The sequence below is a fragment of the Paranoxybacillus vitaminiphilus genome, from assembly GCF_003259935.1.
Taxonomy (GTDB): domain Bacteria; phylum Bacillota; class Bacilli; order Bacillales; family Anoxybacillaceae; genus Paranoxybacillus; species Paranoxybacillus vitaminiphilus.
In genome coordinates this window covers 1-15773 of the sequence record NZ_QLMH01000031.1, presented here as the reverse complement: position 1 = coordinate 15773, position 15773 = coordinate 1, and the positions used below count along the sequence as shown (strand labels likewise).

At 39.3% G+C, this 15773-nt stretch carries 15 protein-coding genes, 1 tRNA gene, 2 rRNA genes, 1 other RNA gene and 1 other annotated feature; of the genes, 15 read left to right on the top strand and 4 right to left on the bottom strand.

Annotated elements, in window-relative coordinates; genetic code table 11:
* Window positions 1-188 precede the first annotated feature (188 nt).
* Window positions 189-305, top strand: a 5S ribosomal RNA gene (gene rrf / locus B0I26_RS17395).
* Between the two features lie 47 nt (window positions 306-352).
* On the opposite strand, the gene B0I26_RS17390 is transcribed toward rrf, so the two are convergent.
* The gene (locus B0I26_RS17390; protein ID WP_111646626.1) at window positions 353-1351 is read right to left on the bottom strand and encodes a YaaC family protein; all 999 of its coding nucleotides are present in this window, start codon (window positions 1349-1351) and stop codon (window positions 353-355) included.
* A gap of 129 nt (window positions 1352-1480) precedes the next feature.
* Between B0I26_RS17390 and guaB the strand changes: the two genes are divergently transcribed.
* From guaB to B0I26_RS17360, 6 genes are all read left to right on the top strand, one after another.
* Window positions 1481-2947, top strand: a complete 1467-nt coding sequence (guaB, locus tag B0I26_RS17385; RefSeq protein WP_111646625.1) for an IMP dehydrogenase — start codon at window positions 1481-1483, stop codon at window positions 2945-2947.
* Window positions 2948-3091: 144 nt separating this feature from the next.
* Window positions 3092-4402 carry a serine hydrolase gene (locus B0I26_RS17380; protein ID WP_409991444.1) on the top strand — a complete coding sequence of 437 codons (1311 nt, stop codon included), beginning with the start codon at window positions 3092-3094 and terminating at the stop codon, window positions 4400-4402.
* 257 nt (window positions 4403-4659) lie between these two features.
* Window positions 4660-5544 carry a pyridoxal 5'-phosphate synthase lyase subunit PdxS gene (gene pdxS / locus B0I26_RS17375; protein WP_111646623.1) on the top strand — a complete coding sequence of 295 codons (885 nt, stop codon included), beginning with the start codon at window positions 4660-4662 and terminating at the stop codon, window positions 5542-5544.
* Between the two features lie 19 nt (window positions 5545-5563).
* Window positions 5564-6142 carry a pyridoxal 5'-phosphate synthase glutaminase subunit PdxT gene (pdxT, locus tag B0I26_RS17370; RefSeq protein ID WP_111646622.1) on the top strand — a complete coding sequence of 193 codons (579 nt, stop codon included), beginning with the start codon at window positions 5564-5566 and terminating at the stop codon, window positions 6140-6142.
* Between the two features lie 58 nt (window positions 6143-6200).
* Window positions 6201-6418 (top strand) — a binding site (T-box leader).
* 65 nt (window positions 6419-6483) lie between these two features.
* A complete protein-coding gene (gene serS, locus B0I26_RS17365) occupies window positions 6484-7758 on the top strand; it encodes a serine--tRNA ligase (protein WP_111646621.1) in 1275 nt (424 codons plus the stop codon).
* Between the two features lie 194 nt (window positions 7759-7952).
* Window positions 7953-8045, top strand: a tRNA-Ser gene (locus B0I26_RS17360).
* Window positions 8046-8179: 134 nt separating this feature from the next.
* On the opposite strand, the gene B0I26_RS17355 is transcribed toward B0I26_RS17360, so the two are convergent.
* The 3 genes from B0I26_RS17355 to B0I26_RS17345 form a co-directional block, all read right to left on the bottom strand.
* Window positions 8180-8848, bottom strand: coding sequence for a deoxynucleoside kinase (locus tag B0I26_RS17355; protein ID WP_111646620.1), 669 nt, complete (start codon window positions 8846-8848; stop codon window positions 8180-8182).
* A 5-nt stretch (window positions 8849-8853) separates the two neighbouring features.
* The gene (locus B0I26_RS17350; protein ID WP_111646619.1) at window positions 8854-9483 is read right to left on the bottom strand and encodes a deoxynucleoside kinase; all 630 of its coding nucleotides are present in this window, start codon (window positions 9481-9483) and stop codon (window positions 8854-8856) included.
* A gap of 136 nt (window positions 9484-9619) precedes the next feature.
* Window positions 9620-10906, bottom strand: a complete 1287-nt coding sequence (locus B0I26_RS17345) for a LysM peptidoglycan-binding domain-containing protein (RefSeq protein ID WP_111646618.1) — start codon at window positions 10904-10906, stop codon at window positions 9620-9622.
* Between the two features lie 89 nt (window positions 10907-10995).
* Between B0I26_RS17345 and tadA the strand changes: the two genes are divergently transcribed.
* The 8 genes from tadA to B0I26_RS17305 all read left to right on the top strand — a co-directional run.
* Entirely contained in the window at window positions 10996-11484 is a 489-nt protein-coding gene (gene tadA / locus B0I26_RS17340; protein ID WP_111646617.1) for a tRNA adenosine(34) deaminase TadA, read from the top strand.
* Between the two features lie 57 nt (window positions 11485-11541).
* Window positions 11542-11806, top strand: an RNA gene (gene ffs / locus B0I26_RS17335) — signal recognition particle sRNA large type.
* A gap of 149 nt (window positions 11807-11955) precedes the next feature.
* Entirely contained in the window at window positions 11956-13650 is a 1695-nt protein-coding gene (dnaX, locus tag B0I26_RS17330; RefSeq protein WP_111646616.1) for a DNA polymerase III subunit gamma/tau, read from the top strand.
* 21 nt (window positions 13651-13671) lie between these two features.
* The gene (locus B0I26_RS17325; RefSeq protein ID WP_111646615.1) at window positions 13672-13995 is read left to right on the top strand and encodes a YbaB/EbfC family nucleoid-associated protein; all 324 of its coding nucleotides are present in this window, start codon (window positions 13672-13674) and stop codon (window positions 13993-13995) included.
* Between the two features lie 11 nt (window positions 13996-14006).
* Window positions 14007-14603, top strand: coding sequence for a recombination mediator RecR (gene recR, locus B0I26_RS17320; protein ID WP_111646614.1), 597 nt, complete (start codon window positions 14007-14009; stop codon window positions 14601-14603).
* Between the two features lie 26 nt (window positions 14604-14629).
* On the top strand, window positions 14630-14848 hold the full coding sequence (locus tag B0I26_RS17315; protein ID WP_111646627.1) for a YaaL family protein: 219 nt from the start codon (window positions 14630-14632) through the stop codon (window positions 14846-14848).
* Between the two features lie 155 nt (window positions 14849-15003).
* Complete coding sequence (locus B0I26_RS17310) at window positions 15004-15267, top strand: pro-sigmaK processing inhibitor BofA family protein (RefSeq protein WP_111646613.1); 264 nt, start codon at window positions 15004-15006, stop codon at window positions 15265-15267.
* 215 nt (window positions 15268-15482) lie between these two features.
* Window positions 15483-15773, top strand: a 16S ribosomal RNA gene (locus tag B0I26_RS17305); the annotation flags it as partial.

The following is a 15773-nucleotide window of genomic DNA, read 5'->3' as shown; positions in this document are numbered from 1 at the left end:
GACCGGAGCGTCGTGAGGGGCTAGGCGCTGGAGCTAGACAGAGCGAAAACTGGAACCTCTCCATGAATACCGGTTATCTAGTTTTGAGGGAATAATTCCTTATAGCCTGCACCTGCGTCTGCAAGCGAATCCTAAGATGATGGGTTCCTCGGCGCAAGCCTGCAGGGAAGTGAAAACAAAGTAGATGGCTTGGTGACGATGGCGGAGAGGTCACACCCGTTCCCATCCCGAACACGGAAGTTAAGCTCTCCAGCGCCGATGGTAGTTGGGGCCAGCGCCCCTGCGAGAGTAGGACGTTGCTAGGCGAGTGAAAAACAGAGGTTAAAACGAAATCGTTTTAACCTCTGTTTTTTTATATAGATTTTAAAGACTCAAATTTATCTAGTAAAAAATAATGAAGTAAAAAAGGAACTTTATCAGCTGTAATGGATAAAAATTTTATAATAAAAGGGTAAGCATCGCTTGAATATGAATGTAATAATTCATTCCACCATTCTGTTTCATAACGGCAAATCATACTTAAGTTATATAACAATAAGTAATGAGCAATAATCTCAGATGATTTAAAAATTTCTGTTATATTAGTGGGCAATCGATAAGCTCTATCGTATATTCCATATAGAAATGGTTCACAGCCTAAAGGAGTTAATTTTTGTGTATTATCTAAAGTTACATGTATATAGGGAGAAGAGCTCTCATTTTTTATCGAAATAATAACAAAAGAACATAATTCTTTTGTTATATAGTCTTTAAAACGGCTAAGTGTCATATGATAATGATCTAAAATTTTTGAAGGAATAATAATATTTTGATTTAGATGATCATAAATTACATCTAAAGATAAGTTTTCTTTGTAATAAACTGAAAAAAGTTCATGAAGCTCATAAATTCTTTGTAACAATATTCTCATTTGGAATTTTTCTCCCGATGAATGTTTCACATGAAACATCTTTTCTGAAAAATGAGTAAATAAACCATTTTTTTGTATTTTTACTTCGTCCTCAAAAAATTCATAGCTTTGTTTTTTTCTTTTTCTTGTTGATACTCCGTGTGCAAGCACTAATGTGGACTCAGGATATTCAGCGTCGACGGTAAGCAGACAAGCTTTCAATAATTGGACCATCCCGTAAAATAACAGTACAGGTCTAATGGATAGAGGGGCATTTTTAGCAGTAGCATAAAAATTTTGTCCGTGTTCCAAATAATAAATAAACGGATAGCAATTAGCGTAGCTTTTTTTAGCAGCATCTTGTCGCTCTTGTTTTACATAACAATGATATAAAAATTTTTGTGCTACATTAGTTGAGTGAAATAATGTCAGCCTTGGCCAAATATCTATATAATCATTCATGTTTTTGTCTCCTCCTTGTATTATATGGCATGATTTTACTGAAAAATCTAAAATTTCCCCGATTCCTTGACAGTATTTTAACCAATTGTTAATCTACTAATAATATTTCCGAATGTGGGGGGAGAAAACATGTGGGAATCTAAATTTGTTAAAGAAGGATTAACGTTTGATGATGTTCTTCTTATTCCTGCAAAATCAGAAGTGTTGCCGCGCGATGTTGATGTGACCGTCAAATTAAGTGATACATTGCAGCTTAATATTCCAATTATTAGTGCTGGTATGGATACCGTTACAGAGGCAGAAATGGCAATTGCAATGGCGCGTCAAGGCGGCTTAGGAATTATTCATAAAAACATGTCGATTGAGCAGCAGGCTGAACAAGTAGATAAAGTAAAACGTTCAGAAAGAGGAGTTATTACAGATCCGTTCTTTTTAACTCCTGAACATCAAGTGTATGATGCAGAGCATTTGATGGGGAAATATCGTATTTCCGGCGTTCCAATTGTAAATAATGAGGTGGAACAAAAGCTGGTTGGTATTATTACGAACCGTGATTTACGCTTTATTCAAGATTATTCAACGAAAATATCAGACGTCATGACGAAAGAAAATTTAATTACTGCTCCAGTGGGAACAACATTAGAGGAAGCAGAGAAAATCTTACAAAAATACAAGGTGGAAAAGCTGCCTCTTGTTGATGAAAATGGCGTTCTTAAAGGACTCATTACGATAAAGGATATTGAGAAAGTGATTGAGTTCCCTAATTCCGCAAAAGATGCAAAAGGTCGCCTGCTCGTTGGAGCTGCTGTCGGAGTTACTGCTGATACAATGATTCGTGTGAAAAAGCTAGTTGAAGCGAATGTAGATGTGATTGTTGTTGATACCGCTCATGGGCATTCAAAAGGAGTATTAGAAACGGTTCGCAAAATTCGTCAGGAGTATCCGGATTTAAATATTATTGCTGGTAATGTCGCGACAGCTGAGGCGACTCGCGACTTAATTGAGGCAGGGGCTAATATCATTAAAGTAGGAATTGGTCCTGGTTCAATTTGTACGACACGTGTCGTTGCCGGTGTTGGAGTACCGCAAATTACAGCCATTTATGACTGTGCGACAGAAGCAAGAAAACATGGCGTTCCTATTATTGCAGATGGTGGTATCAAATATTCTGGAGATATTGTAAAGGCATTAGCGGCAGGTGCTCATGCCGTTATGCTCGGAAGTTTATTAGCGGGAGTTACAGAAAGCCCAGGAGAAACAGAGATTTATCAAGGTCGACGATTTAAAGTGTATCGAGGTATGGGCTCAGTTGCAGCAATGGAAAAAGGAAGCAAAGACCGTTATTTCCAAGAAGATAATAAAAAATTTGTTCCAGAGGGAATTGAAGGACGCGTTCCATATAAAGGACCTTTAGCTGATACGATTTATCAATTAGTCGGCGGTTTGCGTTCGGGAATGGGATACTGTGGCACAAAGAACTTAGAAGAATTACGAGAAAAAACACAATTTGTTCGCATGACTGGTGCCGGATTGCGTGAAAGTCATCCTCATGATGTGCAAATTACGAAAGAAGCACCAAATTACTCTCTCACCTGATTATATCTATATGCCTAAATTCGACAGAGGAAAATTCCTCTGTCTATTTTTTTGAGAGAGAGTATGTTAAAATAACGTTTGTGCAAAGGAGGTTTTAAAGTGAAAAGTTTATGGCATAAAAGTTTAATTTTAAGTCTCATTACTATTTTTTTCTTGGCAAGCTTTTTACCGTTAAATCGGGCTGAAGCGGCACAAGATTCATTGAACATTGAGGCGGATGCTGCTATTTTAGTAGAGGCGAAAACAGGGAAAATTTTGTATCAAAAAAATATTGATACAGTACTTGGAATCGCCAGCATGACGAAAATGATGACGGAGTATTTATTGTTAGAGGCGATCAAAGAAAAGAGAGTAAAGTGGGACCAAGAATATACGGTAAGCGATTATGTGTATAAAATCTCACAAAATCGTAAGTTATCGAATGTTCCTTTACGTAAGGATGGAAAATATACTGTCCGTGAACTTTACGAAGCAATGGCGATCTATTCCGCTAACGGTGCAACTGTGGCAATCGCTGAAATTGTTGCAGGCTCTGAAGAGAATTTTGTAAAAATGATGAACGAAAAAGCGGAACAGTTAGGTCTTAAAGATTATAAATTCGTCAATGCTACGGGACTAAATAACCGCGATTTACAAGGATTACATCCAGCTGGCAGTGATGAAAACGCAGAAAATGTGATGTCAGCAAGAGCGGTAGCGACGTTAGCATATCACTTATTGAACGAATATCCGGAAATTCTTGAAACAGCAAGTATTCCAAAGAAAACGTTTAGAGAAGGAACAGATGATGAAATTAAAATGGATAACTGGAACTGGATGTTACCAGGCCTAGTCTATTCCTATGAAGGAGTGGACGGAATAAAAACAGGATATACAGAGTTTGCTGGCTATTGCTTTACCGGTACAGCAGAACGAAACGGCATTCGTTTTATAACGGTTGTCATGAACGCTAAAACAGATGGAAAAGGTACATATAAAGCCCGTTTTGAAGAAACAAGGAAGCTGCTTGATTATGGTTTTAGCAATTATTCTATGAAAGAGTTGTATCCGGCTGGATATCAAATAAAAGGTAAATCTACATTACCTGTTACAAAAGGAAAAGAAAAATCTGTGCAGATTGAAACGAAAAAACCGCTCTCTGTCGTTGTAAAAAACGGCCAAGAAAAAAGTTGGGAACCGATATACGTCATCGATAAGAAAAAGTTGACAAAAGAAGGGGAATTAACTGCTCCAGTGAAAAAAGGAGAAAAGGTTGGATATATGACTGTTAAATATAAAGGAGAAGATGATTACGGCTATTTAACTTCCGAGGGGGAAAAAGCGGTTCAAGTTGATCTAGTTGTTTCAAAAGATGTCGAAAAAGCCAATTGGTTTGTATTAACCATCAGGGGAATTGGCGGGCTATTTAGTGATGTTTGGACAAGTGTTGCAAAAACTGTAAAAGGTTGGTTTTAAAAAATAGAGGCTAATCCTAAAGCAAACTGTCAGGCCTTACAACCATAAATATAGATAAGGACACTATATATTATGGGATTGTGTGTGGTCAGACACTTATGGATTCAGCCTCTTTTCAATTTTTTTATTATGATTTTTTAAAAAATTAAGGTAAAATAAAAATGTAGCTATCACAAAAAAAGGTTTTTATTGTGAATTTATTTGTTTTTCAGTACAATATTCACAATTACTACATACATAATCGGGAGGAATCATAAGTGGCAATTACAGGTACTGATCGTGTAAAACGTGGAATGGCAGAAATGCAAAAAGGCGGCGTCATTATGGACGTTGTAAATGCAGAGCAGGCAAAAATCGCAGAAGCTGCTGGAGCAGTGGCTGTTATGGCATTAGAGCGCGTTCCAGCTGATATTCGTGCAGCGGGTGGAGTCGCGCGTATGGCTGATCCAACTGTTATCGAAGAAGTGATGAAGGCAGTTTCGATTCCGGTCATGGCGAAAGCGCGCATCGGACATTATGTGGAAGCGCGCGTTCTGGAAGCGCTAGGCGTTGACTATATTGACGAGAGTGAAGTATTAACTCCTGCTGATGAGGAGTTTCACATTGATAAACGTCAATTTACCGTTCCATTTGTTTGCGGCTGCCGTGATTTAGGGGAAGCAGCCCGCCGTATTGCTGAAGGTGCTTCCATGCTTCGAACAAAAGGTGAGCCGGGTACGGGGAATATTGTAGAAGCGGTTCGCCATATGCGCAAAGTGAATGCGCAAGTTCGTAAAGTAGTGAGCATGAGCGAAGACGAGTTAATGACAGAAGCGAAAAACTTAGGAGCACCGTTTGAAGTGTTATTAGAGATTAAACGTTTAGGACGCCTCCCGGTTGTAAACTTTGCTGCGGGGGGAGTCGCAACACCTGCTGATGCGGCATTAATGATGCATTTAGGAGCAGATGGCGTATTTGTCGGCTCTGGTATTTTTAAATCAGAAAATCCAGAAAAATATGCACGTGCGATTGTAGAAGCGACCACTCATTATGAGGATTATGAGTTGATTGCACATCTGTCTAAAGGTTTAGGCGGAGCGATGAAAGGAATTGATATTTCTTCATTACTGCCTGAACAACGTATGCAAGAGCGCGGCTGGTAATTAAAGGGGCTAAAACATTATGGTGAAAATCGGAGTACTAGGCTTACAAGGTGCAGTTCGCGAACATGTAAAATCAATTGAAGCGTGCGGTGCGGAAGCTGTTGTCGTAAAAAAAGTAGAACAATTAGAGACTATCGATGGCTTAATTCTCCCGGGCGGAGAAAGTACAACGATGCGCCGTCTGATGGACAAGTATGGTTTTATCGAGCCGTTACGTGAGTTTGCCGCTAAAGGGAAACCGATGTTTGGTACTTGTGCTGGATTGATTATTTTGGCAAAGAAAATTGTTGGTTATGATGAACCGCATCTTGGTTTGATGGACATTACGGTGGAGCGCAATTCGTTTGGACGCCAGCGTGAAAGCTTTGAGGCACAATTATCGATTGCAGGTATTGCGGATGATTTTATCGGTGTGTTTATTCGTGCGCCTCATATCGTTGAAGTTGGTGAAGATGTTGAGATTTTAGCCAAACACGGTGAACGGATTGTCGCAGCAAGACAAGGGCATTTTCTAGGTTGTTCGTTCCATCCGGAATTGACAGATGACCATCGTGTGACACAATATTTTATTAATATGGTTAAAGAATCTAGAGAATAAAATAGTTGCATCTCATGCAAACTTATAGTACATTATTTTTGCTAAAAATTTCATGATTGGCAAAACGATGAAAGGAACTAGTAGCAAGATGGTTTCTCTTCAGAGAGTCGGTGGTTGGTGCAAACCGATGGGAAACGCTTGTGAATCCATCCTGGAGTGAAATGCCGAACGCTTTAAAGCAAGTAAGCATTTTCGGTACAAAGCCGTTATCTGTTTGAGTGGAAGACGTTTTGTCTTCAATTAGGGTGGCAACGCGGGTGTACTCTCGTCCCTTGGTTTGGGGCGAGAGTTTTTTTATTTATAATTATATTTATAAAATAATAATAAGGAGGAGAGTAGAGATGTTAGATGTAAAATTTCTACGTGCTAATTTTCAAGAAGTAAAAGAAAAATTGAAACATCGCGGTGAAGACTTAACCGATTTTGAACGCTTTGAAGAGTTGGATAGGAAACGCCGTGAATTAATTGCTCAAGCAGAGGAGTTAAAAAACAAGCGCAATGAAGTATCACAACAAATCGCGGTGTTAAAGCGTGAGAAAAAAGATGCAGAGCATTTGATTGCAGAAATGCGCGAAGTTGGCGATCGCATCAAAGTGTTGGATGATGAGCTTCGTCAAGTAGAAGAGACATTGGAAACATTGCTATTATCCATCCCAAATATTCCGCATGAATCTGTTCCAATCGGTGAGTCAGAAGAAGATAATGTGGAAATTCGCAAATGGGGAGAGCCGCGCCAATTTGCATTTGAGCCGAAGCCGCATTGGGAAATTGCTGAGAAATTGGGCATTTTAGATTTTGAGCGGGCAGCAAAAGTAACAGGAAGCCGTTTTGTATTTTATAAAGGTTTAGGTGCCCGTTTAGAGCGTGCATTAATTAATTTTATGCTTGATTTGCATGTGGAGGAGCACGGATATCAAGAAGTGTTGCCGCCTTATCTTGTCAATCGCGCAAGCATGACAGGAACAGGACAATTGCCGAAATTTGAAGAAGACGCTTTCCGCATTGAAAGTGAAGATTACTTCCTTATTCCAACAGCCGAAGTGCCAGTTACGAACTTACACCGAGATGAAATTTTATCTGCTGACGATTTACCGATTAACTATGTTGCCTACAGCGGATGTTTCCGTTCAGAGGCTGGTTCTGCTGGTCGGGACACAAGAGGTTTAATCCGTCAGCATCAGTTCAATAAAGTAGAGCTTGTGAAATTTGTCAAACCTGAAGACTCTTATGATGAATTAGAAAAACTAACAGGTCATGCAGAAAAGGTATTGCAGCTGCTCGGTCTGCCTTATCGCGTCATGAGCATGTGTACGGGCGACTTAGGATTTACAGCAGCGAAGAAATACGATATTGAAGTATGGTTGCCAAGCTATGGGACATATCGTGAAATTTCTTCTTGCAGTAACTTCGAAGCTTTCCAAGCACGCCGGGCAAACATTCGTTTCCGCCGCGATCCGAAAGCAAAGCCAGAACATGTTCATACATTAAATGGTTCCGGCTTAGCTATCGGACGAACAGTGGCAGCGATTTTAGAGAACTACCAGCAAGAAGATGGAACAGTTATTATTCCTGAAGTGTTACGTCCTTATATGGGAAATAAAGAGATGATTAAGTAATGAAGATAGGGCTGACCCATAAGCGTCTGACCTCATGTGCATTTCACAATATATAGTACATTTATCTTATTATATTATGTCCTATATATTATGTTGTGGGGTCTGACACGTTGCTTTTCGGTCAGCCTCGTAAAAAAATTAACAAAGCTATTGACTTCTGAAATATAAAGTGCTATATTAAATGGTGTCGATACGGAGGAGTACCCAAGTCTGGCTGAAGGGGTCGGTCTTGAAAACCGAGAGGCGTCGAAAGGCGCGCGGGGGTTCGAATCCCTCCTCCTCCGCCATAAAGAAGTTAGAAAACACCACGTCGCATAAATGGAGATTGTATTGAAACAATTCGTTACGTTTTGTAACGAATTTTTTATTTGTCTTTTAACGAAGAGAGGGTGCCCAAAAGGTTGACTTTTGGGACACCCTCTTATCTTTTCAGGCTGCGGTATTGATTTAACATATAAGCAATTTTCTCGACAATAGGTTCAATAGAATGTTCATTTTCAACAATATCATAATCATTAATGTTAATGCGTAAAACAGGACAAGCATTAAAACTATTAATCCACCGCTCATATCTTTCATACATTTCTTTCCAGTATTCGACCGGGGTTTGCTGTTCCATTGGACGTCCGCGTTCGCGAATTCGTGCCAGGATATCCTCAAAGCTTCCTTCTAAATAAATCAGTAAATCCGGATGAGGAAAATAAGGAGTCATCACCATTGCTTCGAATAAGCTTGTATATGTTTCGTAATCAACTTTTGTCATTGTTCCTTTTTCAAAATGCATTTTTGCGAAGATTCCCGTATCTTCATAAATAGAACGGTCTTGGACAAAACCGCCGCCATATTCAAAAATTCTTTTTTGTTCTTTAAAGCGCTCTGCTAAAAAATAAATTTGTAGATGAAAGCTCCAACGGTGAAAATCGGCGTAAAATTTGTCTAAATATGGATTTGTATCGACCTTTTCAAAAGAAGTTCGAAAATTTAATGCTTTTGCGAGGGCTTTTGTCATTGTTGATTTTCCAACCCCGACCGTTCCAGCAATCGTAATAACAGCATCGCTAGGAATGTTATATTTCTCTCTTAAGTTCATTACAGTTAACTCCTTTTTAATACATTTTCTAATTCAATAAGAATATAATTTAAATCTTCTTTTTTTTGTACAAAATCAAGTTGATCTCCGTTAAAACGAAGTACCGGAATGTGAGGATTCGACTTTTCAAATAAAGACATTGTTTGTTCATAGGCAGTTGATAATTGTTTCAAATATATTGGGTCAATATTTTTTTCAAATTCTCTGCCTCTCATTTCAATGCGTTGCAGCAATGTATCGAGGCTTGCATTTAAGTAAATAATTACATTCGGTTGCGGCATATCTTCTGTAAGAATATCGTATATTTTTAAATATTTTTTATATTGTTGTTCTTTTAACGTTCTTTCCGCAAAGATTAAATTTTTTAAAATATGATAGTCAGCAACGACCGGCTTTTGTTTTTTGATAAAATCGCGGTCGATATCTTCGAGTTGTTTATACCGATTACAAAGGAAGAACATCTCGGTTTGGAAACTCCACTCTTCAATATTTTCATAAAATTTACCGAGAAACGGATTTTCATCAACAATTTCTTTTAATAGATGATAACCGAATTGCTCAGAAATGGCTTTTGCAAGCGAGGTTTTTCCGACCCCAATCGGTCCTTCCACTGTAATAAACGGCACTTTGCTCATTGCATTGGCCCTCCTTTACCGTAAACAAGACGTCCATTAAACAGACAGACTCTATTTTAACATAGACATTCGAAAGATAGGGAAGGGAATATTTTTTAGAAAAGAAAAAACACCTGATACAGGTGCTTTTTCGTTTTTATCTTTTGACGACATTAAAATTATCGGTAATAAGAAGCCAGTTTTGCGGAAAAGATAAACCTAATTTCCAATAACTTACTCCACGCAAGCCTAACTCTTTTACTAAATTAAATTTGGCTTGAATGGAGCGGGCATCTTCAAACCAAACTTTATGTTCTTTTCCAGCTTTATCTTTATAGTTAAAATGTGGAGCTTGAGCTCTAGTGTCATATTGAATAGGGACATTGTATTCATCGGCAAGTTGAATGGCTTGCTGCGGGCTGATGGCTCTTGCATACTGTCCCCCTGGAACATATGGAAGCGTCCAGTCATAGCCATATAAATTTTGTCCCATCATAATTTTGGAAGGTGGCATTTCTGTAATAGCGTACTCTAACACCTCGCGGACGGGCCCAATCGGTGATACAGGCATTGGCGGTCCACCGCTATAGCCCCATTCATACGTCATAATGACGACAAAATCAACGATTTGTCCATGTGCGCGGTAGTCATGGGCTTCATACCAGCGTCCTTTTTGTGTCGCGCTTGTTTTTGGAGCCAGAGCGGTAGACATAAGCCATCCTTCACGTTCGAACCGTTGTTTCGATTTGCGTAAAAAGGCATTATACGCCTCTCTGTCGGCCGGACGCAAATATTCCATATCGAAATGAATGTCGCGGAACCCATATTTTTTAGCTGTCGCGACAATATTATCAAGGAGACGATTTTGTAGTTCTTCGCTGTTTAAAATAATCCGCCCAAGCTCATCGCTAAATTGGTCATTTTCAAGGTTGGTTACAACCATCATAAGCGTCACATTATTGGCGCGGGCAATAGCTGGAAAGTTATTTAATAATGGTTCTTTTAATGTGCCATTTCGTTGAATTTGAAAGCTAAATGGAGCTAAGTATGTTAAATAAGGAGCAGCTTCCCGAGCGCTTGCCTCTAATGATGGGCTAACAGTAGTACCGCGCGGTTCTACATAACCGTTAAATTCTGCATTTCTTTTTGGACGTTGCGGTATATATAACCGTTGTCCTATCTGCAATGGACGATTAAGGGGAATGCGGTTAATCTGGGCGAGTTGTTGTGGCGTAATGCCAAATCGACGAGAAATAGACCAAAGGCTGTCTCCGGGTTTTACCCAATAAAAACTACCGGTAATCGGAATGACGATTGCTTGGCCGACGACTAGTGAATCCGGATTAGGCAACTCGTTTGCTCTTATAATCTCTTCCGCCGTTGTACTGTAGGCTTGTGCAATTCCTGTTAACGTTTGTCCTTGCTGTACAACATGAATTTGCATATTCTCCCTCCCTAGTTGCTTCTCTCGCTTCTCCTATTTTATGATTAGAGCGGAAAGTAAATGACTTATTTTGACTAAGGAGTTTCGTTATGAAAAGCGATGAATATTATATGCAGTTAGCCATTGAAGAAGCGAAAAAAGCAGAGGAAATTGGTGAAGTGCCAATTGGAGCTATCATCGTAAAAGATGGAAAAATCATTGCTAGAGCCCATAATTTGCGGGAGAGAGACCAGCGCTCTATTGCTCATGCCGAGTTATTAGCCATTGATGAGGCTTGCAAGGCGCTTGGATCATGGCGCTTAGAAGGAGCCACATTATATGTTACGCTTGAACCTTGTGCCATGTGTGCCGGAGCTATTGTTCTTTCACGTATTGAAAAAGTTGTTTTTGGAGCAAGCGATCCAAAAGGCGGTTGTGCGGGTACGCTCATGAATTTATTGCAAGAAGAGAGATTTAATCACCAAGCAGAAGTCATTAGCGGCGTGCTTCAAGAAGAATGCGGTCAAATGTTAAGTGATTTTTTTCGTAAAATACGAATGAGGAAGAAACAACAAAAAATGATCAGTGGCAATCCCTAATAATTTCCAATCTATATTCATTGCATTTTTTTAAAAAACAATATATACTTATATTTACCGTGCTAAGCGGGGAGGTAGCGGTGCCCTGTACTCGCAATCCGCTCTAGCGAGGCCGAATCCCTTCTCGAGGTTAGTTTGTTTTAGGGTCTGTCTCAAGTAAGTGGTGTTGACGTTTGGGTCCTACGCAATGGGATTCCGTGAACCCTGTCAGGTCCGGAAGGAAGCAGCAGTAAGCGGACTCTCCCATGTGCCGTAGGGGTGCCTGAACTGAGCTAACTGCTTGAGCAACGCCTAGGGCAGCTAATCGACAGAAGGTGCACGGTCATTGTTTTATACATAAGCTGCTTAAAAACTCACTCAAGAAACGAGTGAGTTTTTTTATTAGGTTTAGAATTTATTTTTTAGTTATTTTGAAAAACATTTAATCCATTATATAATAAATAAGATGAGAAGAAAGAGGAGGGCAATTTCGTGACTTATCAAGCTTTATATCGTGTTTTTCGGCCGCAATGTTTTTCAGATGTTGTCGGTCAAGAACACGTGACAAAAACATTACAAAATGCCCTGCTTCAACAAAAAATATCACATGCTTATCTTTTCTCTGGTCCACGTGGAACAGGAAAAACAAGTGCTGCAAAAATTTTTGCGAAAGCGGTAAACTGTGAAAAGGCACCAACGGCTGAACCATGTAATGAATGTCCGACATGTATTGGCATTACGAATGGTTCGATTCCGGATGTGCTCGAAATTGACGCAGCTTCTAATAACGGGGTCGATGAAATACGAGATATTCGGGAAAAGGTAAAATTTGCGCCAAGCTCTGTTCGTTATAAAGTATATATTATTGATGAAGTGCATATGTTATCCATCGGTGCTTTTAATGCATTGCTAAAGACATTAGAAGAACCGCCTAGACATGCCATTTTTATTCTAGCGACAACAGAGCCGCATAAAATTCCGTTGACGATTATATCCAGGTGCCAGCGTTTCGATTTTCGCAGCATTCAACCCCAGGCTATTGTTTCACGGCTAAAACAAGTTGTTGATAAGCAAAATATTAAAGCTTCTGATCAAGCGTTATTTACTATTGCCCGAGCAGCGGACGGGGGGATGCGTGACGCTTTAAGCCTGCTTGACCAAGCCATTTCCTTCAGCGATGAGGAAATTTTGCTTGAAGATGTGCTTTCTATTACAGGCTCAGTGTCACAGCTTGCATTAGCTCGACTTATCCACTCCATCTATGAAAAAGATGTATCAGGTGCATTGCGGTCATTAGAAGAGTTAATGAGTCAAGGGAAAGACCCAAATCGCTTAGTTGAGGACTTAATTTTTTATTATCGAGACATGCTTCTATATAAAACGGCGCCTCATCTTGAAGAAGTGATTGAGAGGGTCGTTATTGATGAAGATTTTAAACGGCTTGCCGAATTAATACCATTGTCAACTATTTATGAAACAATTGAGACACTGAACAAGAGCCAACAGGAAATGAAATGGACAAATCATCCCCGTATTTTTTTAGAAGTCGCTTTAGTGAAGCTTTGCCATCAAGAACATGCACATTTGTCTCATCAATCGGTAGAGCTTCAGCCACTTGTTGAAAAAATCGCCAAGCTGGAAGCGGAAATTAGTCGTCTAAAAGAAAATAGCACTTTAATGAAAGTGAAAGCACAGGAAGCAGCACCACAGCCAAAACGTGGCCAAAAGGTGACAAAAAGCGGTTACAAAACTCCAGTTGGCCGTATTTATGAAATATTAAAACAAGCAACTCATCAAGATTTATCTCTTGTTAAAAGCCATTGGGCTGAGATGTTAGAAATTTTGAAAAAGCAACAAAAAGTATCTCATGCAGCTTTATTGCAGGAAAGCGAACCAGTAGCAGCCAGCCCCAATGCGTTTGTCCTAAAATTTAAATATGAAATTCATTGTAAAATGGCAGCCGAAAATAACAACAATGTAAAAGACAATCTTGAAGCGATTTTATTCGATTTAACAAATAGGCGATTTGAAATGGTTGCCGTTCCTGATGAGGAATGGGGAAAGATAAGGGAAGAGTTTATCCGAGAAAAAGGAGTTCATCGCGAAAAAGAAGAAGATCAAGAAGACCCGCTAATTGCGGAAGCAAAAAAGCTATTTGGCGAAAATTTAATTGAAATTGTAGAGTAAAGTTTAAAGGAGGAATATACAATGATGCGTGGAATGGGGAATATGCAAAAAATGATGAAGCAAATGCAAAAAATGCAAAAAGAGATGCAAAAAGCACAAGAGGAACTGGCACAAAAGACGGTTGAAGGCACTGCTGGCGGCGGTATGGTTACCGTGGTTGCCAACGGACATAAAGAAATCCTTGAAATCAAAATTAAAGAAGAAGTTGTTGATCCTGAAGATATCGAAATGCTGCAAGATTTAGTGTTGGCTGCAACAAATGATGCGCTAAAAAAAGTGGATAACTTGACGGCAGAAACAATGGGGCAATTTACAAAAGGATTGAACATACCAGGCTTGTTCTAGGGGGATTTTACATGTATTATCCTGAGCCGATATCGAAATTAATCGATAGTTTTATGAAACTGCCAGGAATCGGACCTAAAACGGCCGTTCGTCTGGCTTTTTTTGTACTTACTATGAAAGAAGATACGGTACTAGATTTTGCAAAGGCTTTAGTAAATGCGAAAAGAAACTTAACATACTGCTCATCATGCGGTCACATTACGGATAAAGATCCATGTTATATCTGTGAAGACGAAAGACGTGACCGAACAACCATATGTGTTGTTCAAGATCCAAAAGATGTCATTGCGATGGAGAAAATGAAAGAATATAACGGACTTTATCACGTGTTACATGGGGCGATTTCACCAATGGATGGAGTTGGCCCAGAAGATATAAAAATTCCGGAATTATTGAAAAGACTTCAAGATGATACCGTTCAAGAAGTGATTTTAGCGACTAATCCGAATATTGAAGGAGAAGCAACAGCGATGTATATATCGCGATTGTTAAAACCAACTGGAATTAAAATTACAAGAATTGCCCATGGTTTACCAGTTGGGGGAGATTTAGAATACGCAGATGAGGTTACTCTTTCTAAAGCTCTTGAGGGTAGAAGAGAACTATAGAAAGAATGTGCATTGAGGTGAAAATGGTGTTTTGGCGTCGAAAGGGCTGGCTCAAAAAAGAATTTGACGAAAAATTAATTGCGGAACTTGAGACGGTTAAAAATGAATGGTTGAAACAAAAAAATCTTGTCGAAAAGGTCGTAGAACCTTCAGAAGCAGTGTTAGCTGACTTAAAAATTGCTGAAGCAAAATACTTTTTTCTTATTAAAGAAGCTAAACGTCGCCGTATATCAATAAGGGGCTGACCTCACGAAGTATATAGCGGTTTTATTCACTGTTATGTCCTGTATTACGGTTGCGGGGGCTGACACTTTGTTTTAAGGTCAGCCTCATTTTTTGTTCTTTTTCTTGTTTTAAATTCATATTTTTTAGTACAAGTATGAAAAAAGGAGAGAACAAGATGGAACCAAAAGTAGTGGTTATGATTTTGTTAGGGTTAATTATTCTATTATTGTTAATAGGAACGCCTTTAAAACCGTTTCGCTTCATCGGACAAGGAATGATAAAACTTGTAATTGGAGCTTTGTTTCTTTTTGCAGTTAATACTATCGGAAGTTCGTTTGACATTCATGTTCCAATCAATTTGTTGACATCAGCTGTTTCAGGATTTTTAGGTATTCCCGGTCTTATTGCTTTAGTTGTTATTGAAAAGTATATTATTTAAGAAGGTGGCAAAAAGCCGTTTTTTTATTTTAAAAAAAGTGTTGACTAATTATTTTTTAGATGTTATAGTTAGTAACGTCGTTGTTGAAAATTGAAAAACAAAAATTAATTGTTGACAACGAACTTTAATGTGAGTATAATCTTAAAAGTGTGCTAAGTTCCTTGAAAACTGAACAAAACGCAAGCGTCAATGTCAGTTTGCTAGGTATATAACTTTTATTGGAGAGTTTGATCCTGGCTCAGGACGAACGCTGGCGGCGTGCCTAATACATGCAAGTCGAGCGGACCAAAGGGAGCTTGCTCCCTGAGGTTAGCGGCGGACGGGTGAGTAACACGTGGGCAACCTGCCCTGCAGACCGGGATAACTTCGGGAAACCGGAGCTAATACCGGATAATACCGAAAACCGCATGGTTTTCGGTTGAAAGGCGGCTTTGGCTGTCACTGCAGGATGGGCCCGCGGCGCATTAGCTAGTTGGTGAGGTAACGGCTTACCAAGGCGACGATGC